Genomic DNA, 23,412 nt, shown 5'->3' on the forward strand with positions numbered 1-23,412 from the left:
TATACGAGATTAACACACAATTTTAACAGTATGCAACACAACTCTAAACTCCCAAATGTAGGTACAACTATTTTTTCGGTAATGAGTGCATTGGCTAATAAACACAATGCAATTAACTTATCGCAAGGATTTCCTAATTTTAAAAGCGATCCTAAACTTATAGATTTAGTGAGCAAAGCCATGAATTCTGGTTATAACCAATATGCTCCAATGCCAGGAAATTTAGAGCTTAGAGAAGCTATTGCTAAAAAATTTAGTTTGTTGTACAATTCCACATACCATCCAGATACAGAGATTACAGTTACTGCTGGAGCAACACAAGCAATTTACACTATAATTTCTGCTTTTGTAAAACCAAATGATGAGGTAATTATTTTTAAACCAGCTTACGATTGTTACGAGCCAGCTATTGAAATTAATGGAGGTAAAACTATTACGATACCTCTAAAAGCGCCTCATTATACTATTGATTGGGAAGAAGTGAAGCAAAGATTTTCTAGTAAAACAAAGCTTATAATAATTAATACGCCTCACAATCCAAGCGGAAGCATTTTAACAAAAAAAGATTTACAACAATTAGAAAACCTAACAAATAATAGTAACTGTGTAGTTTTAAGTGATGAGGTTTACGAGCATATTATTTTTGATGGTGAAAAACATCAAAGTGCTTGTTTGTTTCCTGAACTAAAACAACGCACTTTTATAACAGCGTCTTTTGGTAAAACGTTTCATAATACAGGATGGAAAGTGGGTTATTGTTGTGCACCAGAAGTACTGATGAAGGAATTTAGAAAAGTACACCAGTTTAATGTGTTTTCTGTTAATCATCCAGTGCAAAAAGCGTTGGCAGAGTATTTAAAAACGCCAAATAACTATTTAGAACTATCTGCTTTTTACGAAGAAAAACGAAATTTATTTTTAAAGCTAATTAAAAACTCACGCTTTACTTTTAAACCTGCAAAAGGAACGTATTTTCAGGTTTTAGACTATTCTGAAATCACAAAAGAATACGACGTAGATTTTGCTAAACGATTAACTGTAGAGCATCATATTGCAGCGATTCCATTATCGGTATTTAACGATAATAATAGAGACGATAACGTGTTGCGTTTTTGTTTTGCAAAAACAGAAGATACTTTAAAACAAGCGGCAGAAATTTTAAATAGAATTTAATAAAATCATCAAATTTGGCAATATATTTGATTATAAATGTTGGATAATAAAACCACTAAAAATGAAAACGAAACACAAGTTACTATTATGTATTTTACTTCTTACAGTAACCTTTAACTACGCACAACAAATTAAGGTAGAAGGCGGAACTTACGAAGTAACTAAAACAACAACGACTAAAAAAGCAGACTCACTTTTAACCAATGAAAAAGAGCTAAAAAAGGCAGAGAAGGCAGAAGAAAAGGCTCAAAAAGAAAAGGAGAAGGAAGTTAAAAAAGCTGAAAAAGAAGAGAAAAACCGAGAAAAAGCTCAAAAAAAAGCTGAAAAAGACAGAAAAAAGGCAGAAAAGAAGCAAAAAAAAGCAGAAAAGGCTTTAAAGAAAAAACAAAAAGCACAAGCCAATTTTGAAAAAGCCAGTGCCAATTTAGATAAAAATCAAAAAAAATACGAGAAGCTTAAAAAAAGAGGAAAATTATCTCCAAATGATGAAGATAAATGGTTTAAGAAGTTAGAGAAATTAAAAGAATCTAAAACTAAAGCTGAAAAGCGACTAAGTAAGTCTTAATAGGTTTTAAGCCTTAAGCAATCTTCATTATAAAAAATAAGATGGTTACTTTATAAACGTTAAGAGAGTGCTTATTCTTTATTGAAAAAGCACCTTTTTTTTGATTAAATTCAAACTTTAAGATTATAAATTCATACTTTTAAAATGAGTTTAATAGTAATATTTCAAGATTAAATATGCAAGAACAATTAAAAATAGCGCTAGTACAAACCGCCTTAGTTTGGGAGAATCCTACTCAAAATCGGATTGATTTTAAAGAAAAAATAGAGTCAATTTCAGAACCTGTAGATGTTATTGTTTTGCCAGAAATGTATACTACAGGATTTACAATGCAACCAGAATCCGTTGCAGAAACAATGGATGGAGAAACTGTACAATGGATGCTTAAGCTTGCCAAAGAAAAACAAGCTGCACTTGTTGGAAGTGTTATTATTAAAGAGTCTAACCGTTTTTATAACAGGCTTTTATTTGTACATCCAGAAGGTATTATAGATACTTATGATAAGAGGCACTCTTTTACTTTAGCAGGAGAACATACAGTATATACTGCTGGAAAACAAAAATTAATTGTAAACTTTAGAGGGTTTAAAATTAGGCCACTAATTTGTTACGACTTGCGTTTTCCTGTTTGGTCTAGAATTACAGAAGATTACGACGTCTTACTTTACGTTGCTAATTGGCCAAAACAAAGAATTGAAGCTTGGACTACTTTATTAAAAGCAAGAGCTATTGAAAATATGAGTTATTGTGTTGGTGTAAATAGAGTAGGATTAGATGCTAATAATCATGAATATTCAGGACACAGTACTGTTTATAATGTGTTGGGAGAACCCATTACAGATATAAAACCATTTAAAGACACTATAGAGATTGCCACGTTAACAAAAGAACATATTGAATATTACAGAAACAAATTGCAATTTTTGGAAGATCGCGATGCGTTTAATCTAGAGTAAAGTCGAAAGTCATATCAAAACCAGCACTAAGCTCTATTTTACCTTTCATGTGGCTTACGCGTTCGGCCTGTTGCTTTTTTAAATACGAACCAGAATCGTAAACTTTATTTTTATTACTATCTGTAATTACACGTAAAAAGTAATTTCCAGGTTCTAAAAACCTAAAATCTATAAATTGTTCTTTTTCGGCATACTGCTCTGCTTTAACCTCGCCTTTATCGTCTGTTAATTGTGCAATTACAGGATAGGTTGCATTTTGGAGTTTTACACGCACGTTGCCATAAGACAATTCGGTTTTAGTGGTTGTTCTGTAGTTAATAGTATCGTTTTTAGTGCCAAAAAAACCAGTAAAAGCTTCAGGTAAAATTGTAATAGCGTATTTGCTATCTTCTTCTTTATCAAACTTTAAACTATAGAGGTTTTTAATAGTATCTAATTCTCCTTTAAAGGGAATTGTAACAGAATCTTTTTCTACAGATATCTTACTTTCATCAATAGATTTAAAAGGCACATTTGCTGTAATTTTAAAGTCTTCAGAAAAATTAATAACACTACTGGTTAACTGCTTCACTGTTAATGAGTCTCTTTTTTGTTCGCTAATTTTAACTGTAAATGTGTCAATAACGGTTTTGTTACTCACTTTAAAAATTAGAGAATCACTTTTTATTCTTGGTAAATAAAAGTAATTTAAAGTATCAGATTTAGTGTCTTTAATAACTCTGCTTTCAAATCCTTCTGGTTTTTTAGAAAGTAGTTCAATATCCATGTTTTTATAATCTCCTTCGTAGCCAAATGCAATTTTTTCGCCAGAAATTAATTTAGGACGTGTTGCTTTATACTCAGGAAATTCTTTAAATAAAGCAAGTTCAAAACGTTGTTCGGTGGGCACTTCAATAATTTCAGGATAAAACCCTATTTTATCTGTTTTTTGCTGAAAAATATTATCTTCATTACCATCTTTTAAGGCAACCATCATGTATTTCCCAGCCTTAATATTATCTATAGAAAATTCGGTAATACTGTCTAAAGTATTAGTAACATACTTTGGTTTTTGTTTATAGACTAAAGAGTCGTTGTAAGTAGAATCTACTTCATATAAACCAACCGAAACAAAAGTATCTGCATTGCGTTGCAAGGCATCTTTTATAGTCCCTTTTACACTTAATGAGTCGATATAATTTCCTGTTGAGAATACATATTTGTAATAAGTAAATGGATTTTCTTCATTATTATCTACAATACTATTTCCAAAATTAAAGGCATACGTTGTATTGGGTTGTAGTGTATCGTAAATTTTAATGGTTATATATTTACTTGCACTTCCTAATGGTGTTACCTCTGGAGCAGGATCCATTGGAGGCGAAATTATAAGCTGTTTGGTTAAGTTTTTAACTTTAATGTATTCGTTAAAGTATATTTTAATTTCATTACCTGTAAAATTAGTAGAGTAATTTTCCGGAACAGATTTTGTGATTTCTGGAGGCAGTACATCTTTTTCTCCTCCACCTGGAGAACCACGATTAGCGCAGTTAACTAATACGATGGCAATAGTGGTTATAAAAATAAAATGAGATAAAAATTTGCGCATTGCTATTTGTAAATTAGTGCAAAGAAACAATTTATTTAATAATTATGTAAGCGAATTAACACTAACGAAAAAAACAGTTAAGCTATTGCCATAGTTGCAATGCTTATTTTAATATTTTTTGCTTTGTTTAACTCATTATAACAGGCTTCCATAGTTGCTCCTGTTGTAATTATATCGTCCACTAATAAAATATGTTTACCTTCAATAGCTTTTAGGTTTTGTGCAGTAAACACCTCGTTTTTATCTTGCCATCGTGCAAGCCTTTTTTTATGAACTTGAGAGATTGTATTGGTGAGTTTTACTAAAACATCATCACTGTACTCTGCATCTAAACATTGTGCAAGTGACTGTCCAAATTTTGCAACCTGATTATAGCCTCTAGTTTTTAATTTTTTATGGTGTAATGGAACTGGAATTACAATATCTATAGCACTATAATGTTCGGTTTGCTTTAACTCCTCTCCAAGCCAATCACCTAAAAGCGTGCCAATATTTTCCTGACCTCTATATTTTAAGTTATGTATTAATTGTTGTACGATGCCACGCTTTATAAACCAAAATAGTGCAGTACCTTCCGCTATATTTGCACGTCCATAAAATACTTTTTTAATGTGGTCGTTTTTATCTATGTGGAAATTTGTAAGTGGTAAATTGTGCCTACAAGAGGTACAAATCATAATTTCATAATCTAACAATCTATTAGAACAAGCACTACAGACTTTTGGAAATAGAAGATTAAATACAGCTTTAAACACAACAAAAAAGTTAGTACTTTAAAAGTAATAAAACTATTTGTAAAACGTATTATCAATTTTTTTGTCTTTTCATCGATTAAAAGCTAAATAAATTAGTTGGTTTATTACATTTAGTAAAGTTTATAGATTAAAATACAATTACCATTGAATTAAATTAAAAAGTATCCCTCACTTTTTTAATAAAAACCACTTCGTAATAGAAGTGGTTTCTTATTTTTGTAGCATGGCAAACGACGATCAATTTAAAAAAGTAATCTCTCACGCAAAAGAGTATGGTTACGTGTTTCAAAGTAGTGAAATCTACGATGGACTAAGTGCAGTATATGATTATGCACAAAATGGAGCAGAATTAAAAAAGAACATTCGCGACTATTGGTGGAAAGCCATGGTGCAAATGCATGATAATATTGTAGGTATAGATGCTGCAATATTTATGCATCCAACCACTTGGAAAGCTTCTGGTCACGTCGATGCTTTTAGCGATCCATTAATAGATAACAAAGATTCTAAAAAGCGTTATAGAGCAGATGTTTTAGTCGAAGATTTTTGTGCTAAAATTGAAGCTAAAATCGATAAGGAACTTAAAAAAGCACAAAAACGTTTTGGTGATGCTTTTAATAAAGATGAATTTTTAGCAACCAACGGAAGAGTTTTAGGCTACCAAGAAAAAATTGATGGCATTTTAAAGCGTTTAGGAAAATCTCTTGAAGCTGAAGATTTAGCAGATGTAAAAGCACTAATTGAAGAATTAGAAATCGCAGATCCTTTAACAGGAAGTAGAAACTGGACAGACGTAAAACAGTTTAACCTCATGTTTGGTACCAAACTTGGTGCTTCTGCCGAAACTGCAATGGATTTATATTTACGTCCTGAAACAGCACAAGGCATTTTTGTAAACTTCTTAAATGTGCAAAAAACAGGACGACTAAAAATTCCGTTTGGTATTGCACAAACAGGAAAAGCGTTTAGAAACGAAATTGTTGCAAGACAATTCATCTTTAGAATGCGTGAGTTTGAACAAATGGAAATGCAATTCTTTATTAAACCAGGCACTCAAAAAGAATGGTTTGATTACTGGAAAGAAACCAGATTAAAATGGCATTTGTCCTTAGGAATGGGAGAAGATAACTATCGTTTTCACGACCACGAAAAATTAGCGCATTATGCAGATGCTGCAACAGATATTGAGTTTAAATTCCCTTTTGGTTTTAAAGAATTGGAAGGCATTCACTCGCGTACAGATTTTGATTTAAAACAACACGAAGAATTTTCAGGTAAGAAATTGCAGTATTTTGACCACGAAGAAAACGCAAGCTACACACCTTACGTTTTAGAAACTTCTATTGGTTTAGATCGTATGTTTTTAGCTGTATTTTCTAATGCTTTAATAGAAGAAGAATTAGATAATAATACTACAAGAACCGTTTTAAAATTGCCAGCAGTTTTAGCTCCTGTAAAAGCAGCCATTTTTCCTTTAGTAAAAAAGGATGGCTTACCAGAAGTAGCAAAGCAAATTGTGGAAGATTTAAAATGGGACTTTAATGTTTTTTATGACGAAAAAGATGCAGTAGGAAAACGTTACAGACGTCAAGATGCTGCAGGAACACCATTTTGTATTACAGTAGATCATGTTACTTTAGAGGATAATACAGTAACCATACGTCACAGAGATACTATGGAGCAAAAACGTGTTAAAATAGAAGAATTAAGAGATATTATTAAAAAAGAAGTTGATGTAAAACATTGGCTAATGAAGATGAAATAACAAATTACTGCGAAGACAGGACTATTATAAATTAAACTCTCGAATACAAAATAGTCGAGAGTTTTTTTGTTTTTTCACAAGATAAACTGTAATAGGCGAATAGTTTTCTTATCTTCCAGAAAAAAAAGTTTATGAAAAATTTTCTTAAAATTACACTCGTACTATTGGTAGTATTCACATCTGTTCAATGCTCAAGCGATGACGATAACTCACAAAATACTACTCCAGAAGAAGGCACAATAATTGGAAGATGGAAATTAGCAGATTTATCAACTGTAGAATATGAATTTACTACCAATAAAAGATTTGCAATTTACCAACAAAATGATGGTACATTTCCAACGTTAGAGGAATTTCAATTAGAAAATCCAGATTTAACAGGCTTAGACTGGGAATATGATGGCGATACAGTTGTAGTAGATTTAAATTTTGGAAATTTTTCTAGATTAATACCAACTTTTAAATGTGAAAACAAAGTAATAGATTGGATGGATGAAAACAATGAGCTACACTCCACATATTATAGAGTAGATCATGATATCACTACTTGTAATTAAGCGTAAAAATTTTTAATAAAAAAACTCTCGAGCACAAAGTGTGCGAGAGTTTTTCAGTTCTTTATATTAAATTTTTTAAAAGCGATATCCTAATGAGATGCCACCTCGTCCAATAATATTTACATCTCTATCAGAGGATGTAATGTTTCTTCCAATTCCTAAATAAATTTCTGCAATAAAACCACGAGGAGTTACAAATTTTCCACCAGCTGAAATTCCCAAAGCAAAACCTGTGTAATCCTCTTTTTCATAATTTCCAAACCCATTAGATTCTATAAACTCATCTTCCGATGCGGAGTGTAACATTCCAAAACCTTCTACAAAAAAGCCTTTAGCATATTTTTTAGAAAAAAAATGTCTGTAATAACCAGTTACAGAAAATTTTCTGTAATAATCAAAATCAATCTCTTCATTATCCGACACATTAAACAAAACACTTAATCCAACAGAGGACTCTTCGTTTAATAAGCGTTCGTATGCAACATCCACAAAGCTAAATATAATTAAGTTTGTAGCGTTTATTTTTAATTCGTTATGAGCATCCGAAGTTGCTAATGTGTTTTTATTATCGTTTTGAGCAGTTGCAAAGAGACTCAAAAACAGGATAGGGAATATTAATAATTTTTTCATAGTTAATATAGTTAAGTAAAATACGTTTATCTATTTAATAGTGTACATTTATTATGATGCAAATATGCACAAAAGGTTGCGTAAAAAAAACAATTTTAAAAATAAGCTTTCAATTGGATGTTTCCTGTATGGATTGTTTTGCTGGTTTCGCTTTTTCTGCCAAAATAGGTGAGGTTTAAATCTAAAAATTTAGTCAGTTTTTTTTGTGCTAGTAAACTCCATGTTAAGTTTTTTCCTGGCTGTAAACCTTCTAACATTTGGTAACCTACAGGAGAATTTGAGTTGCCAGAAAACGCATTAGTGAATAAATTGAACTCGCCAGTCAATGCTATTTTTTGAGTATTAGCGAATGCAAAAGACACACCATATTTTTGTTGTTCTAAAGTTTCTAAGCTTCCTATTGTGTTGGCTTTATTTGTATATTGATAAAAAATATCGAAACGTGTATTGTCATTTAATAGGTAAGAGAGTTTTGGGTTTATACGTTCTTCGTCAATTTTAAAGTTTTTACTTGTAAAATTCTCGCTTGTACTTTCATTTTCATCAAAACTCGTTTTAAAATTTGCCAACCAACTTTCTGCAAATTTATGAGTAAAATTGAGTTGATGACTTTTTAAAGAATTTGATACAGAGCCAACACTCAATGTGTTTGTAGCTTTGTTACTTAAGTAGGTGTATGAGGTCGTGTAATTTTGTTTCCCTCTGTTAAAAAACAACACATTTCTAAAATTAAGTTGTAATCCTAATTGGTTTTCAGGATCACTTTCAAAAGGATTTAAATTAAACGTATTCCCTTCTTTTTTAATTTTTCGATCTATTAAATAGGATGTTTGATTATTAAAATGTGAGAGAATATCTTTTAAATTAGTTTCAGAATCTATCCACTGTTTAGGATTTAATGTTAATGTTTGACTTAACCTGTTTTGGTGCGTTTTTATAAATACTTGGTTGGGAAGCAATACACGTATAAAAGTCCCTTGATCTGTAAATTGAGCAATTTCAAACTCCTCTAATTCTTGTATTCCATTGTTATTATAATCTATCCAAGTGTAGGAACCTTGACCAGCTTCAACCTCTACATAAGTAAAATCTTGCTGAGGTAATGTCCCTGAATTGGTTTCAAAAATAGTGTTCCATATTATAAAGTTTTTAAATAATTTCTGGCTGTATTGTAATCTAGAATTTAGCGAGTTTTCATCTTCAATACTCTCGTCCACATTATTTAAAGTTCTGTAATTTACGTATAGCGATAAATTTGTTGCAGAATTTTGTATTAACTTAGATTTTAGATAGTACGTATTAGAGCTATTTACTTTTTGTAATCTACTATTTCTAATACTATCGTTGACTCTAAATTTATAACCTATTTCGCCATAAACACTAGTACTGTCTCCAATTCCAGTAAATACTTCGTACGATTTAAATTTTTGAGAGATTGGTGTTAGCGAATCATTAATTTTAGCGCGTTGCTCATTGTCTTCAGCAGCTAAACGCGATCCAATCCAACCTTTTTTTAAGGTGTAAATTAGAGCATTGTTGGTTCGCAAAAAAGTAGATTGGCTGCTAGTGCTATTTGCAAATAGCAAGCTAGAGTTAGAGAATAATTTAAATTGTCCTAATTGTAAATTAGCATCTGCGATATGCCTGTTACCATTAAATCCATCAGAAAAATTTAAGTGCTCAAATCGGTAACTAGCCACTCCTTTTTTGTTATGAAATGCCTTTACTCCAGAAGTAAATAGCAATAAATTACCTAAATCTGTTTCAATTTGATTTGCATTTTCTTGTGGATCTAAATTCCAATCTCTATTAAATTCTGGATTATACAAGCCTTCAATATTTCTAAAATCTTGCTGAATAAAATCCGAATCCACAAAAGCATTGACGTTCCAAAGGCTATCTTGTTGTATTAGTTTTTGTTCAACATTAAGTTTTCCAGCAAAACCATTATTGTTATTATCGTCCAAATCAGAAAATAAATTAAGATCGTTTTTGCTACCTGCAACCTCAAAATTAACAGTTGTTTTTTCGGTTGGTGTGTAACGACCATTAACAATTGCAATTTGTAATTTTACAGGCGAAACGAGTTGTATAATAGGTTCAAAATTTCCTTGTGGCACACCATTTATAGGCTCTACATATTCATAAATGTTACTAATAGCGTTTATGGTACTTAATACGTAATTGCCTTGATTTTCGCCAACAGAGGTAAATGTAACTGCAAAAAGTGTATCGTCTGGATTGTTAGAAAACACAAAAACCTCCACACCATTTACAATTTCTTTTTTATAGAGTATTCTGTTATTATTAAATTCTTCTGGTCGATCACTTGGAGCAACCATTAGCGACCTATCGTCTCCAGCATTTTCTAAAATAGCTATTTGATCTTGCGATAGGTTTTGTTGTAAAGGTTGGTTTTTAGCATCGTTTTCAGAATATACAGAAGCTCCAATCGTAAGCTTGTTAGACGAGAACGTTGCGCCTCCATAACCTACAAAACGAGAATAATTTCGTTCGCTAAATTGATAATCTACAGTAATACGCATTTCGCTAGTAATTGGGAAAGTCGCATTAAAAATAATCTCTCCAGCATTATAATCTATTATATAATCTTCGTTTTCTCCACGAGTTAATGCCACACCATTTACATAAACAGTTTCGCTGCCAGACACTACAAGCACAAATAACTCTCCATTCTGCCCTCTTAATTTATAAGGTCCTTGGTTGCCTTCTTGTGCAGTAAATTGGCTAGTGGTAAACTGTCCTCGTACTAATGCACCTGCTGCAAAAAGTTTAGTTTGCGCATCGTCGTCGCCTAATTTTAAATTTAGCGATAAACCTTGCACACGTTTAGAAAATGAAGAGAAATAGGAATAATCATTTACCAAATCAATATCGCCAGCTCTTATACTCCAATTATCACTAAATAACTCAATAAACACTTGGTCAAATTCATCCAGACGTTGCGAATAACCACTTTCTTGTAAAGGTATATTCGCATCTTGTATAGACGCTTTTAGAGATACCTTATCGCTCAGTTTACCCGTAATTTGTAAATCTAATTCGCTATTTAAAACCGAGTTTTGGTTATTCCCAATAGTAACACCACGAGAAATACTACCAGAAGTGGTTAAACCATCAAAAGGAGTAAAGGTTCTCTCGTAATTGGGTTGCGACAGTTTTTGTAATTTTTGAAGGTTATCTGTATTCTCAACAATCACTTTTTCATCAAACTGTTTGTAGGTTTTAGTTAAAAATTCAGGATATTTTAAATACTGTATTACAACAGAATCTGTTTCAATAGGAGTATTAAAAGTTAAAAGCGACTTACTAAAATCTATCGAATACTTTGTAGAATCTATAAGGCTTCCGTTTTTTAAAGCGACAGAAAACACACTAGAGTTTATGCTAACACTATCTATTTGAATGCTTTGAGTTGCAGCAAACGTTTTCTTCTTATAAAAAGAATCCTCATCCTGCGCAAATGCGAGAATAGAGAATAAAAAAAGAAAAAGAGTAACAGTAAACTTCATACACATAGTAAACTAAAAACTTGCTAATATATTTTGTTAATACTTTTAAGTTAAAACGTTGCAAAATACAAGGTGTAAAAGTAAAGCATTATTTATTTTCGCTAAAAGAATAAAATTTCACCAATGAAAATTATCTCATACAACGTAAATGGCATACGAGCTGCAATCAATAAAGGGTTTATAGATTGGCTTAAAAGTGCAAATCCAGATGTAGTTTGTTTACAAGAAATAAAAGCCATGGAAGAGCAATTAGACCTTTCACTATTTGAAGAAGCTGGCTACAACTACAATTATTGGTTTAGTGCACAAAAAAAGGGATACAGTGGAGTTGCAATACTAAGTAAAACAAAACCTAAGCACGTAGAATATGGTACAGGAATAGAATCTATGGATTTCGAAGGTCGTAATATTCGTGCAGATTACGACAATGTATCTGTAATGAGTATGTATTTACCATCAGGCACCAATGATGCAAGATTAGCGCATAAATTCGAGTACATGAATTTAATACACAATTACTTAAAAGAGTTAAGGCTACAACTGCCAAATTTAGTAGTTTGTGGAGATTACAATATTTGTCATGAGCCTATAGATATCCACAACCCAAAAATGAAAGGTGTTTCCGGTTTTTTACCAGAAGAGCGCGAGTGGTTAAGCCAATTTATAAACTCAGGTTTTATAGATTCTTTTAGATATCTACATCCCGATCGTCAAGAATTTTCATGGTGGAGTTACAGAGCAAATTCTCGAGCAAATAATAAAGGTTGGCGATTAGATTATGCAATGGTGTCGCAACCATTACAAGAAAAAATAAAAAGAGCCGTTATATTAACCGAAGCAAAACATAGCGACCATTGTCCTATTGTACTCGAATTAGAAAATAAATTTTAAAAAATGAAACATAGATTTTTATTAATAACCCTATCCTTAGTCGTATTTACAAGTTGTGTATCGCCAAAAGTCTATAAAGATTTAGAAAACAAATATGCAAAACTTAAAAAAGACACACGTAATCTTAAAGACGACAACAGCGAACTTTTAAAAGCTAAAAACGAAGCAGAAAATAAACTCGCTAAGTTGCAAAGCGAATACGATGCAGCAATAGCTAAAAGAGACCAGCTGCAAAGCGATTATAACGCTACAAAAAACAACTACGATAATTTAAAAGCCTCTTACGATGCCTTGGATGCTAATAGCAGTTCTGCAATTGCAGCAAATACTCAAAAAAATAGAGAATTATTAGCAAAACTAGAAGCAAAAGAGCAAGCCTTAGCCGCAGAAAATTCCAGATTACAACAACTAAAAAATGAGCTGGAATCCAGATCTAAACGTGTCGAAGAATTAGAGCAAGTTATAGCCACAAAAGAGGCAGAGATGACGCAGTTAAAAAATGCAGTATCTAGAGCATTAACCGATTTTGAAGGTAAGGGTTTAACCGTCGAGCAACGCAATGGTAAGGTGTATGTTTCAATGGAAAACAAACTCCTTTTCGGTTCAGGAAGTTGGGCAGTTGGTAGCGAAGGAAAAAAAGCAGTAAAACAATTAGGAAACGTACTAGCAGACAATCCAGAAATATCTGTTTTAATAGAAGGTCATACAGATAATGTACCTTATTCTGGTAACGGAATACTCACTAGTAATTGGGATTTGTCCACAAAAAGAGCAACTGCAATAGTTCAAATCCTTCAACAAAATAAAAACATAAAGCCAGACAATCTAACAGCGGCAGGACGAGGAGAATTTGCGCCATTAGCCACTAACGAAACTCCAGATGGAAGAGCAAAAAACAGACGAATAGAAGTCATTCTAACACCAAAACTAGACGAAATTTCCAAGTTATTAAATACAATTTAATTTTTTGGGCGTTACCACAAGGGTCGCGCTTTCGGCAGTCGCTCTCTGCGAGGAGCTTCAACAAATGCCTCAATCGCTAACGCAAAACACAACACGCAATTAAAATGAAATACACAACACTACCAAATACAGATATAAAAGTTAGTAAAATTTGCTTAGGCACAATGACTTTTGGTAATCAAAACACAGAAGCAGAAGGACACGAGCAACTAAATTATGCAGTTGAGCAAGGTGTAAATTTTATAGATACAGCAGAATTATACCCTGTACCAGCAACACCAGAAACGCAAGGCAGAACAAGTAAAATAATAGGAAGTTGGTTAAAAAACCAAAAAAGAGAAACGTTAGTAATAGCTTCTAAAATTGCAGGACCAGGAGACTATACAGCACATATTAGAACAAATGGTTTTAGCAAAAAAGCTATAAACGAAGCTATAGATGCCGAATTAAAACGACTACAAACAGATTATATAGACCTCTATCAATTACATTGGCCAGAACGCCAAACCAATACTTTTGGAGTAAGAGACTACACCTATAATCCTCAAGACCAATGGGAAGATAATTTTAAAGACGTTGTAGAAACCCTAAACTCAAAAATTAAAGAAGGTAAAATTAGACATTACGGCTTGTCTAACGAAAAAGCTTGGGGAACCATGCGTTATTTAGAAGAAGCGCGAAAAAACAATTTTCAAAAACCAATTACTATTCAAAATGCATACTCCTTAATAAATAGAGTTTACGAAGGCGATATGGCAGAAATCTCACATAGAGAAAATATAGGATTATTAGTGTATTCTCCAATGGCATTTGGTGTGCTTTCTGGTAAATACATCACTAACCAAGCTTCAGAAAATTCTAGATTAAAATTATTTCCAAGGTTTTCAAGGTATAGTAGTGAGCAAGCAACAGAAGCAACCAAACAGTACTTACAACTAGCAAAAGAAAATAATATGTCTTTAGCGCAAATGTCACTAGCTTTTGTAAACCAAAGAGATTTTGTAACCAGTAATATTATTGGAGCAACAACCATGTCTCAATTAAAAGAAAATATAAGTAGTATTTCAGTTACTATTTCCGAAAAACTACTAGAATCAATTAATATAGTTCACAAAACAATTCCAAATCCAGCACCATAATTTTATAGAATGATTCAATTTAGTTAACGTAATTTTCTTTTTATCGAGGATAAATGTATTTAATCTATTATAGAGCGATAAGCTAATTTTGATTGTTATTTTTTTTTAGTTTAGGTGTTTAAACCAAACTAATTAATCAAATTATAATGAGAAAAATTACACTCTTATTAGCGTTGCTAACTATTATCTTCAGCTGGCAGGCTAATGCACAGATTACATCTTTCCCTTACTCAGAAGATTTTGAATCAGGAGATGGTGGTTGGACCGTAGATGCCGCAAGCACAGCAAGTACTTGGACACTAGGAACTCCAGCAGGAACAGTTATTAATTCTGCAGATTCAGGAGCTAATTCTTGGGTTACAAATTTAACAGGAAACTACAATGCAAGCGAAAGCTCTGCAGTGATTAGTCCTGTTTTTGATTTTACAGCACTGTTAGCACCAGCAATCGAATTAAATGTATGGTGGAATTCAGAATTCAGTTGGGATGGAGCTGTTTTACAATCCTCTATTGATGGTGGAACAACGTGGGTAAATGTAGGAGCAGTTGGAGATCCAAATAACTGGTTTACAGACGATACTATTGGAGGTGCACCAGGAGGTCAACCAGAAGGTTGGACAGGAAGAGGAGTTGCAAACGGATCTGGAGATTGGGTTACCGCAAGACATGCCTTAACTGGTTTGGCAGGAGAAGCTAATGTGTTATTAAGAGTAGCTTTTGGTTCAGATTTTACAGTACAAGACGAAGGTTTTGCTTTTGATACAGTTACAATTTTTGAAGTAACATGTCCTGAACCTTCTGCAATAGTGGTTGATGCTACAGGGTCAGATAATGTAACATTGTCTTGGACAGCTGGAGGAGGCGAAGGTGCTTGGGAAGTTGCTATACAAACAGCAGGAACAGGAACTCCAACAGGTAATGGTGCTGATGCAACATCAAATACAGCATATAATGAAGCTGGCCTAACACCTGCATCAGATTATGAAGTATATGTAAGATCAAATTGTGGAGGTGAATTTAGTCCTTGGGTTGGACCTGTTAATTTTGCAACAGAATGTGTAACATTTACAGCACCATATACTGAAGGCTTTGAAAATGGAGGTGATATTCCATTATGTTGGTCAATGAGTGGAGGAGAGGATTGGAATTTCGACGACGAGACTGGTTTTAACCATATTGGAGACGATGGAACAATAACAGGATCTACAAATACGAATGGTTATTTTGCTTGGGTAGATGCTTCAGGAACACAAGATCCTGCAGTATTGTTAAGTCCTTTAGTAGATGTTTCAGGATTAACAACTCCTGCATTATCATTCTTCGAAATAAGCAATAATGAAGGAGATGCAAACGCACAATTAGATGTTGAGGTTTGGGATGGAGCAGCATGGAACTTAATGGCTACATATAATACAAACACAGCAGGTTGGGAATTAAAAGTTATTGATTTAAGTACGTTAACAATTACAGGAGATGTACAAGCAAGATTTACTTTTTCTGAAGTTATAGCTCCTGGTGATTTTACTGATGATATTGCAATTGATGATGTAACGTTCGACGAAGCACCATCTTGTTTTGCGCCTTCATCTCTAACAGCTTCTGCTATTACAGCTTTTGAAGCAGAATTATCTTGGATGCAAGATGGAACAGTTTCAATGTGGAATATAGAACTTGTAACCTCTGGAACTCCTGCAACAGGAACTCCAACGAACACAGATGTCACAAATCCTTTTACAGCCACTGGTTTAACAGCAGTAACATCTTACGATTATTACGTGCAAGCAAATTGTGGAGCAGATGGGTTAAGTGATTGGACTGGACCATTTACCTTTACAACAGAGTGTGACGTGTTTATTCCAGATTATTTAGAAGATTTCACAGACATACCAGCAGATTGTTGGGAGGAAGCTGCAGAAGGCGATGCGACTACAGGACCTCAAAACTTTGGTGCTGGTGATTGGAATCCAGATGGGTTTCTTAACAATGGAACCAGTGGAGCTTACAAAATTAATTTATGGGTAGCAAATAAAAGCGACTGGATTGTTTCTCCAAGCTTTGATTTAACTGGTGGACCTCATCAAGTAGAATTTGATTTTGGGGTTATGCAGTTTGGAAGTAGTACAAACGCAGGTACTTTAGGATCTGATGATACTGTTCAATTATTTATTACAACAGACAATGGGACAACTTGGACTTCATTATTAACTTACGATTCTACTTCTGTAATTCCGGTTACAGGTTTGCATCCTGTTATAGACTTAACAGCTTATGCTAATCAAACAGTAAGATTTGCTATACTTGGATCTGAAGGGACAGTTGATGATCCTGAAGATAATGATGTATTTGTAGATAATTTTCAAGTAAGAAACATTCCTACTTGTGCAGAACCTTCAGATTTAACCTCTAACAATTTGTCTCTTACCTCTACAGAAATTGGGTGGACAGAAAATGGAGGTCAATCCCTTTGGAATATAGAATATGGACCAGAAGGATTTACTCCAGGGACTGGGACACTTATCAATGATGTAACGACTAACCCTTACACAATAACTGGGTTAATGCCTGATACAAGTTATGATTTTTATGTACAAACCAATTGTGATGCAGATGGATTGAGTTCATGGACTGGTCCTGGTAACTTCTTTTCTGGATATTGTGAATCTATACCAACTTCTCATGATGGACAAGGAATTACAAGTGTTACAATAGGAGTAACTGACTTTACAGGTTTAGGTGGACAAGATATAAATGGAGATGATATTACGTATCAAAGCCTTTTAACTCCAGTAGTAAACGTGTTTCAAGGAGTAGAAACTAGTGTAACAATTGTTATGGAAACAGGATTTACTTACGATACTGTTTTATGGATAGATTTTAACGATAACTTGGTTTTTGAAGATTCTGAAATTGTTTATACTGGCGTTTCTACAAACGATAATCCAACCGTATTAGATGCAACATTTACAATGCCAGCCGATGCTGCAATAGGTGAACATAGAATGCGATTAGGATCTGCAGATTTTGGTCAAAATCCACCAAACCCTTGTTTTGGAGGTAGTTTTGGGGTTACATTAGACTTTACAGTAAATGTTCAAGTTTTAGACTGTGTATTACCTGAAGCAACATTTACATTAGCTCCAGATTGTGATAACAACCAATTTTTTATAGATATAGATGTCTCTAGTTTAGGAGATGCAACATCTTTAATCATATCAAATGATTTAGATGCTAATACAGTACCAGTACCTGCAACAGGTATGTACCAAGCAGGACCATTCGCTTTTGGATCTTCAGTAAAAGCAATTTTAACCAATGAGCAAAATGGTAATTGTGTAATTTCTAGTACTACGTACAGCCTATCAGCTTGTCCTCCAGATAACGACGAGCCATGTTTTGCAACTTTAGCAGTTGTTAATCCAGATGAGTCTTGTGATTCTACAACACCAGGTACAATTTTAGAAGCAACAGCTTCTTCTGTGCCAGGAGGTAGTTGTACAGGTGTTGCAGACGATGATGTTTGGTTTGAGTTTACAGCAGTTGGTACTCAACAATTAATTTCATTAGAAAATATTGCTGGAGGAACATTTAATTTAGATCATGCTGTGTACGAAGGTACTTGTGATGGTTTAACAGAATTATATTGTTCTGATCAAACTAATAGTTTAACTCCTGAGTTAACTATAGGAGATACCTATTATATTAGAGTATTTTCTGGAGGAGCAGGTTCAGAAACTACAACTTTCGATTTATGTATTGGAACTCTAGGTGTGCCAACATATTGTTTAGATGCATTACCAATTTGTGCAGATCCAGACCTAGAGTATCCAAGTACAGTTGGAGATCAAACAGCACCAGATTATATAGATTATGATTGTTTAGGAAGTGAACCAGATCCACAATGGAACACAATATTCTTTGATGAGTCTGGAGATTACCAATTTACACTTTCGCAAACTAATGCAGCAGGTAATGGACTTGATATAGACTTTATTGTTTGGGGACCTTTTAATGATCAAGATGGTGCATGTGTCGATCTTTTACCAGAAAATGTTGCCGATTGTAGTTACTCTGCAACAGCTGTAGAAACTATTAATTTAAATGGCGTTTCTGCTGGAGATGTGTATGTGATATTAATAACTAACTTCTCTCAACAAGAAGGAACTTATATATTTAGTCAAGATTCTGGACCACCAGACGGAACGAATTGCGAGATTGTTTGTGATGCAGAATTAGCTTACGATGGAACTGTAGTGCCACAAAATCCTGATGCGCCTGAATTTACACCAGACGAGACCATCGATTTATGTGGAGTAACTTCAGTAGAATTAAGTGCTAATTCTCCATATGCTACAAATTATGAGTGGTACTTTAATGGTGTAGCTAATGGTGAAACCACAGAAACTATAACTGCAACAGAGTCAGGAACTTATCAAGTATTTGCTTTTGGAGGTATTTGTGAAGATGTTACTTTCTCTTCTGTAGCAGAATTAAATTTCTATGATGATGCAGTTGCTAATCCTGCAATGGATTTAGAAGCTTGTGATCAAGATGGAGATGGTTTAGAGAATTTTGATTTAGAAGCCCAAACAGCTACAATTTTAGGAACTCAAAGTCCAACAGATTTTACAGTAACTTACTATGCTTCATTAAATGATGCGCAAACAGCTAATATGCCATTAACGTCACCTTACAGTGCCGCAGATGGAACAATAATATATGTTAGAGTTGAAGATACAGATGCAGTAGGATCAATGTCTGGTTGTGCTACCACAAATACAACTTTTAATCTTGTTGTTAGTAATACACCAACTTCTATGCAAGCACCAGATTTAGAGCTTTGTGACGATGGAGATGGAATGGTTGATTTTGATTTAACACAAAACGAAGCAACTATTGTAGATGGACAAACAGGTGTTATTATTACCTATCACACTTCTATGGAAGATGCCGATTCTGGTGATAATGATATAACAACTCCAGCTGCATATCAAAATACAATGAATACTGAAACTATTTTTGTTAGAGTTGAAGATTCTACTACAGGTTGCTATACAACAACAACATTTGATTTAATTTTATCACCTAAACCACCATTAACTCAAGCAGATAATTTACAGGGTTGTGATAATGATAATGACAATGATGCTATATACGACTTAACAGAAAATGAAGCTGTTATTTCAAATGGTCAAACAGGTTTAACCTTTACATACCATTTATCACAATCTGATGCAGATACAAATACAGATGCTATAACTAGTCCAACAGACTATGAAAGTTCTCCTGTTACTATTTTTGTAAGAGCAGAAACTGCCGATGGATGTTTTGAAACAACAAGTTTCGATTTAGAAATTGGTATTGCACCAATATCTTCTTTTGATAGTATGATAGATTATGAAGTTTGTCCTAATGCTACAGTGCCAATTGAAGTAACTGCAATAGCAGATAACTATACAGAAGATGAAGTGTCTATTCAATGGTTATACGAAGGTGACCCAATAACAGGAGCCAATGAGTTAGTGTTAGATACTGTTTTGTTATCTGGTACATACACTATTGAAGTAACTTTTAATGACACAGGATGTTTTGATAGTGCAGATATTTTTGTAGATGAATTAGAGAATTGTACAATACCACAAGGTATTTCGCCAAACAATGATACCTTTAATGATACTTTTGATTTAAGTAGTTTTGATGTCCAATCTTTAGAGATATTTAATAGAAATGGAACTAAAGTGTACTCAAAAACTAACTATACAAACGAGTGGTACGGACAATCCAATGATGGTGACGAATTACCAGTAGGAACTTATTTCTACGTAATGAAGTATCAAGGAGATAAAGTAAAATCAGCTTGGGTGTACATAAACAGAGAAAACTAAAAAACTAACAAAACTATAGATGAAAAAACTAATTATAATTACCGTATGCTTCTTTGCCTTACAGTTAAGCGCACAGCAAGACCCTCAATATACGCAGTACATGTATAATATGAATATCATTAATCCCGCTTATGCAGGATCTACAGATGGAGTTGCAATTGGTGCACTTTACAGAAGCCAATGGGTAGGATTAGATGGTTCACCAAGTACTGGTACACTATCTATACACTCACCTGTAGGAAAAAGAGTAGGTTTAGGGCTCTCTTTTATAAGCGATGAAGTTGGTCCAGTAAACGAAACTAATGTTTATGCCGATTTCTCTTACACCTTACCTGTAGGAAACAGCACAAAATTAGCTTTTGGTTTAAAAGCAGGTGCTACATTTCATGACATACAAATTGGAGAAGGTCAACTAGACTTGGTACAGCCTGGAGATCCTTTATTTACGACTAGTCCTAATACGACTAATCCAAATATTGGTGCAGGATTATATTTTTATAAACCAAGCAAATACTATATCTCAGCTTCTATTCCTAATATTCTTAATTCAGTGCATTTAGATGTAGATGGAAGAGAGTTTGGTAGCGAATCCGAGCATTTTTTCTTGGCTGGAGGTTATGTGTTTGATTTGTCTGAAGATTTTAAATTAAAACCACATGCATTAATGAAATATGCTTTTGATGCACCAATAAGTTATGATCTTAACTTAAACTTGTTCATGTACGATTTTGTTGAAATTGGAGCAGGTTATAGGTTAGATGATTCTTTTAGTGGTATGGTTAATTTTCTTGTAGCACCAAATTTAAGAATTGGTTATGCTTACGATGCAATTAATTCAGACCTAAATGTGGTAACAGATTCATCACACGAAATTTTTATAAACTTTGATATTAACTTACCAAGAAAAGTATCAAGATCACCTCGTTATTTCTAAACCTTAAGCTAACTAAAATGAAAAACATTAAAATATTTTTAACATTAGTATTATTGAGTAGCTTAAGTCTAACTGCTCAAAATAGTGCAACTAAAAAAGCAGATAAGCATTTTGCAAAATTTGAATTTGTAGAAGCTGCTGCTGCGTATGCCAAATTAGTAGAAAAAGGAAAAGCAGACGCCTACGTCTATTCTAGATTAGCAGAGTCTAATTATAACATATTTAACACTGTTGAAGCAGAAAAGTGGTATGCAAAAGCATTAGAAGATTCTTCTGAGCCTGAAATGATGTTTAAGTATTCTGAAATGCTAAAAGCAAATGGTAAATATGATTTATCTAACCAATGGATGAAAAAATTTGCGTCTGCAAGACCAAGTGATGACAGAGCAAGGGCTTTTATGGCTAACCCAGATTATATTCCGCAAATTTTAGAAAAAGGTAAAAAATTCAATGTTCAGAATTTAGATATTAATACTAAACATTCAGATTTTGGAGGAATGCGTAAAAATGGTAAGCTATATATCACTTCTGCTAGAAACAGTTCTAGAAAAACTTATGGATGGAACGAGCAACCTTATTTAGATATTTACGAATATACAGATGAAGGAAATGGATCTTACCAAGGCGAAAAATTATTAGGAAGTGAAATTAATACTAAATATCACGAAGGTTTAGTTGCCTTTAGTCCAGATGGTAATACAATGTATTTTTCTAGAGAAAGTTTTTACGAAAATCTATATGAAAAAGACTCATTATCAAACACAAAATATAGTGTATTAAATATGTTCAGAGCTACAAAATCTGGAGATGGCTGGAAAAATGTAACTCCTTTAAAATTAAATGACAATACGTATTCAGTTAAAAATCCAGCTGTAAGTATGGATGGTAATACTTTATATTTTGCGTCAGACAAACCAGGAGGTTACGGGAAGTTTGATATTTATAAAGCGCCAATTAACGCAGATGGCTCTGTAGGAGAAGCTATTAATTTAGGTCAAAAAGTAAATACAGAAGGGCAAGAAATGTTTCCATATATAAGTAACAATGGGACTTTATATTTCTCATCAGTAGGTCACTTAGGTCTTGGAGGTATGGATGTGTTTTACACAAAAGAAATAGATGGTAAAATGGCTCCAATTCGTAACGCAGGAATCCCTATTAACAGTAATGGAGATGATTTCGCTTTTATGATTGATGAAGAAACAGGCGAAGGTTTTGTGTCTTCCAACAGAGATGGAGGAAAAGGAAGTGATGATATTTATGGAATAAAAAAACTACAACCTTTATGTGATGTATTAATTACAGCAAATATTGTAGATAATAAAACACAAGAACCAATTTCTGGAGCATCGGCAACTTTAATGGATGACCAAGGAAATGTATTAGCAACAAAAACAACTGATGCAGAAGGTAAAGCAGAATTTATAATTGAATGTGAAAAGGAGACAGAACTTCAAGTAACGATGGATGATTACGAAAGTAAAAAAATGACAGTAGATGGAACTCGCGATGAAGAACTGTCTGTGACTGTAGGTTTAGATCCAATAGAAAAAATAATTGCAATTGAACGTGTAAACTTAAACCCGATTTATTTTGATTATGATAAATCTAATATAACGGCAAAAGCCGCTTTTGAATTAGATAAATTAGTGCAGGTAATGAATAAGTATCCAGATATGGTTATTTACGCAACCTCACACACAGATTCTAGAGGATCTAATGGTTACAATGAAAGATTATCTGACCGAAGAGCTAAAACTACAGTACAGTACGTAATTTCTAAAGGAATTGCTTCTAGTAGAATTTCTGGAGTTGGTAAAGGAGAAAACGAACCAGCTGTAAATTGTGGCAGCAATTGTACAGAAGAAGAACACCAATTAAACAGGCGTTCAGAGTTTCTAATTACTAGTGGTGGACCAAACCAATAGATTATAAAATATAAGTGAGTCGTCCTAAAATAGGTTGACAGTTTTTAAAAAATAAATTAAACCAGAGAAGTTAACTTCTCTGGTTTTTTGTTATGTATAAAATTAGGTGTTTTCATGTTAAGATTCAAATGTGGTCTTTTGTTGTTATAAGTT

At 33.3% G+C, this 23,412-nt stretch carries 15 protein-coding genes; 11 read left to right on the plus strand and 4 right to left on the minus strand.

Translation table 11 applies throughout. The annotated features are described in order from the left end of the window. Nucleotides 1-30 precede the first annotated feature (30 nt). From ACVC5O_RS06445 to ACVC5O_RS06455, 3 genes are all read left to right on the plus strand, one after another. Nucleotides 31-1,173 (plus strand): methionine aminotransferase, encoded by a 1,143-nt coding sequence (locus ACVC5O_RS06445; RefSeq protein WP_452220651.1) that lies wholly within the window; start codon nt 31-33, stop codon nt 1,171-1,173. A 61-nt stretch (nt 1,174-1,234) separates the two neighbouring features. Next, nucleotides 1,235-1,738 (plus strand): hypothetical protein, encoded by a 504-nt coding sequence (locus ACVC5O_RS06450; RefSeq protein WP_452220652.1) that lies wholly within the window; start codon nt 1,235-1,237, stop codon nt 1,736-1,738. Between the two features lie 176 nt (nt 1,739-1,914). Beyond that, nucleotides 1,915-2,694: an amidohydrolase gene (locus tag ACVC5O_RS06455; protein ID WP_452220653.1), complete on the plus strand. Its 780-nt coding sequence runs from the start codon at nt 1,915-1,917 to the stop codon at nt 2,692-2,694. Here ACVC5O_RS06455 and ACVC5O_RS06460 read toward each other — a convergent pair. Beyond that, nucleotides 2,681-4,282, minus strand: a complete 1,602-nt coding sequence (locus ACVC5O_RS06460; protein WP_452220654.1) for an Ig-like domain-containing protein — start codon at nt 4,280-4,282, stop codon at nt 2,681-2,683. The two genes, ACVC5O_RS06455 and ACVC5O_RS06460, sit on opposite strands and share 14 nt — an antisense overlap. Before the next feature lie 77 nt (nt 4,283-4,359). Next, nucleotides 4,360-4,959, minus strand: coding sequence for a ComF family protein (locus ACVC5O_RS06465; RefSeq protein ID WP_452220655.1), 600 nt, complete (start codon nt 4,957-4,959; stop codon nt 4,360-4,362). A 301-nt stretch (nt 4,960-5,260) separates the two neighbouring features. On the opposite strand from ACVC5O_RS06465, the gene ACVC5O_RS06470 reads away from it, so the two are divergent. Both ACVC5O_RS06470 and ACVC5O_RS06475 read left to right on the plus strand, forming a co-directional pair. Continuing rightward, entirely contained in the window at nt 5,261-6,802 is a 1,542-nt protein-coding gene (locus ACVC5O_RS06470) for a glycine--tRNA ligase (RefSeq protein WP_452220656.1), read from the plus strand. A 131-nt stretch (nt 6,803-6,933) separates the two neighbouring features. Further along, nucleotides 6,934-7,359, plus strand: coding sequence for a hypothetical protein (locus ACVC5O_RS06475; RefSeq protein ID WP_452220657.1), 426 nt, complete (start codon nt 6,934-6,936; stop codon nt 7,357-7,359). Between the two features lie 75 nt (nt 7,360-7,434). Here ACVC5O_RS06475 and ACVC5O_RS06480 read toward each other — a convergent pair whose 3' ends face one another. Together ACVC5O_RS06480 and ACVC5O_RS06485 are read right to left on the minus strand one after the other, a co-directional pair. Continuing rightward, a complete protein-coding gene (locus tag ACVC5O_RS06480) occupies nt 7,435-7,989 on the minus strand; it encodes a DUF3575 domain-containing protein (RefSeq protein WP_452220658.1) in 555 nt (184 codons plus the stop codon). Between the two features lie 95 nt (nt 7,990-8,084). Beyond that, complete coding sequence (locus tag ACVC5O_RS06485; protein ID WP_452220659.1) at nt 8,085-11,522, minus strand: hypothetical protein; 3,438 nt, start codon at nt 11,520-11,522, stop codon at nt 8,085-8,087. Between the two features lie 123 nt (nt 11,523-11,645). Here ACVC5O_RS06485 and ACVC5O_RS06490 point away from each other — a divergent pair, with 123 nt between their 5' ends. The 6 genes from ACVC5O_RS06490 (at nt 11,646) to ACVC5O_RS06515 (ending at nt 23,259) form a co-directional block, all read left to right on the plus strand. After that, nucleotides 11,646-12,413, plus strand: coding sequence for an exodeoxyribonuclease III (locus ACVC5O_RS06490; protein WP_452220660.1), 768 nt, complete (start codon nt 11,646-11,648; stop codon nt 12,411-12,413). Between the two features lie 3 nt (nt 12,414-12,416). Next, the gene (locus ACVC5O_RS06495; RefSeq protein ID WP_452220661.1) at nt 12,417-13,376 is read left to right on the plus strand and encodes an OmpA family protein; all 960 of its coding nucleotides are present in this window, start codon (nt 12,417-12,419) and stop codon (nt 13,374-13,376) included. Between the two features lie 104 nt (nt 13,377-13,480). Continuing rightward, nucleotides 13,481-14,515 (plus strand): aldo/keto reductase, encoded by a 1,035-nt coding sequence (locus ACVC5O_RS06500; RefSeq protein ID WP_452220662.1) that lies wholly within the window; start codon nt 13,481-13,483, stop codon nt 14,513-14,515. A gap of 146 nt (nt 14,516-14,661) precedes the next feature. Further along, nucleotides 14,662-20,397 carry a T9SS type B sorting domain-containing protein gene (locus tag ACVC5O_RS06505; RefSeq protein ID WP_452220663.1) on the plus strand — a complete coding sequence of 1,912 codons (5,736 nt, stop codon included), beginning with the start codon at nt 14,662-14,664 and terminating at the stop codon, nt 20,395-20,397. 19 nt (nt 20,398-20,416) lie between these two features. Then, complete coding sequence (locus ACVC5O_RS06510; RefSeq protein ID WP_452220664.1) at nt 20,417-21,331, plus strand: PorP/SprF family type IX secretion system membrane protein; 915 nt, start codon at nt 20,417-20,419, stop codon at nt 21,329-21,331. 17 nt (nt 21,332-21,348) lie between these two features. Beyond that, entirely contained in the window at nt 21,349-23,259 is a 1,911-nt protein-coding gene (locus tag ACVC5O_RS06515; RefSeq protein ID WP_452220665.1) for an OmpA family protein, read from the plus strand. Nucleotides 23,260-23,412: the final 153 nt, after the last annotated feature.

The sequence above is a fragment of the Lacinutrix salivirga genome (assembly GCF_053604675.1).

Excerpts from the sequence above, each read along its gene's own strand:
- ACVC5O_RS06465 (WP_452220655.1), bottom strand. The coding sequence starts at position 4,959 with ATGATTTGTACCTCTTGTAGGCACAATTTACCACTTACAAATTTCCAC.
- ACVC5O_RS06490 (WP_452220660.1), top strand. The coding sequence starts at position 11,646 with ATGAAAATTATCTCATACAACGTAAATGGCATACGAGCTGCAATCAAT.
- ACVC5O_RS06510 (WP_452220664.1), top strand. The coding sequence starts at position 20,417 with ATGAAAAAACTAATTATAATTACCGTATGCTTCTTTGCCTTACAGTTA.
- ACVC5O_RS06470 (WP_452220656.1), top strand. The coding sequence starts at position 5,261 with ATGGCAAACGACGATCAATTTAAAAAAGTAATCTCTCACGCAAAAGAG.
- ACVC5O_RS06475 (WP_452220657.1), top strand. The coding sequence starts at position 6,934 with ATGAAAAATTTTCTTAAAATTACACTCGTACTATTGGTAGTATTCACA.
- ACVC5O_RS06515 (WP_452220665.1), top strand. The coding sequence starts at position 21,349 with ATGAAAAACATTAAAATATTTTTAACATTAGTATTATTGAGTAGCTTA.
- ACVC5O_RS06450 (WP_452220652.1), top strand. The coding sequence starts at position 1,235 with ATGAAAACGAAACACAAGTTACTATTATGTATTTTACTTCTTACAGTA.
- ACVC5O_RS06460 (WP_452220654.1), bottom strand. The coding sequence starts at position 4,282 with ATGCGCAAATTTTTATCTCATTTTATTTTTATAACCACTATTGCCATC.
- ACVC5O_RS06485 (WP_452220659.1), bottom strand. The coding sequence starts at position 11,522 with ATGAAGTTTACTGTTACTCTTTTTCTTTTTTTATTCTCTATTCTCGCA.
- ACVC5O_RS06455 (WP_452220653.1), top strand. The coding sequence starts at position 1,915 with ATGCAAGAACAATTAAAAATAGCGCTAGTACAAACCGCCTTAGTTTGG.
- ACVC5O_RS06480 (WP_452220658.1), bottom strand. The coding sequence starts at position 7,989 with ATGAAAAAATTATTAATATTCCCTATCCTGTTTTTGAGTCTCTTTGCA.
- ACVC5O_RS06495 (WP_452220661.1), top strand. The coding sequence starts at position 12,417 with ATGAAACATAGATTTTTATTAATAACCCTATCCTTAGTCGTATTTACA.
- ACVC5O_RS06445 (WP_452220651.1), top strand. The coding sequence starts at position 31 with ATGCAACACAACTCTAAACTCCCAAATGTAGGTACAACTATTTTTTCG.
- ACVC5O_RS06500 (WP_452220662.1), top strand. The coding sequence starts at position 13,481 with ATGAAATACACAACACTACCAAATACAGATATAAAAGTTAGTAAAATT.
- ACVC5O_RS06505 (WP_452220663.1), top strand. The coding sequence starts at position 14,662 with ATGAGAAAAATTACACTCTTATTAGCGTTGCTAACTATTATCTTCAGC.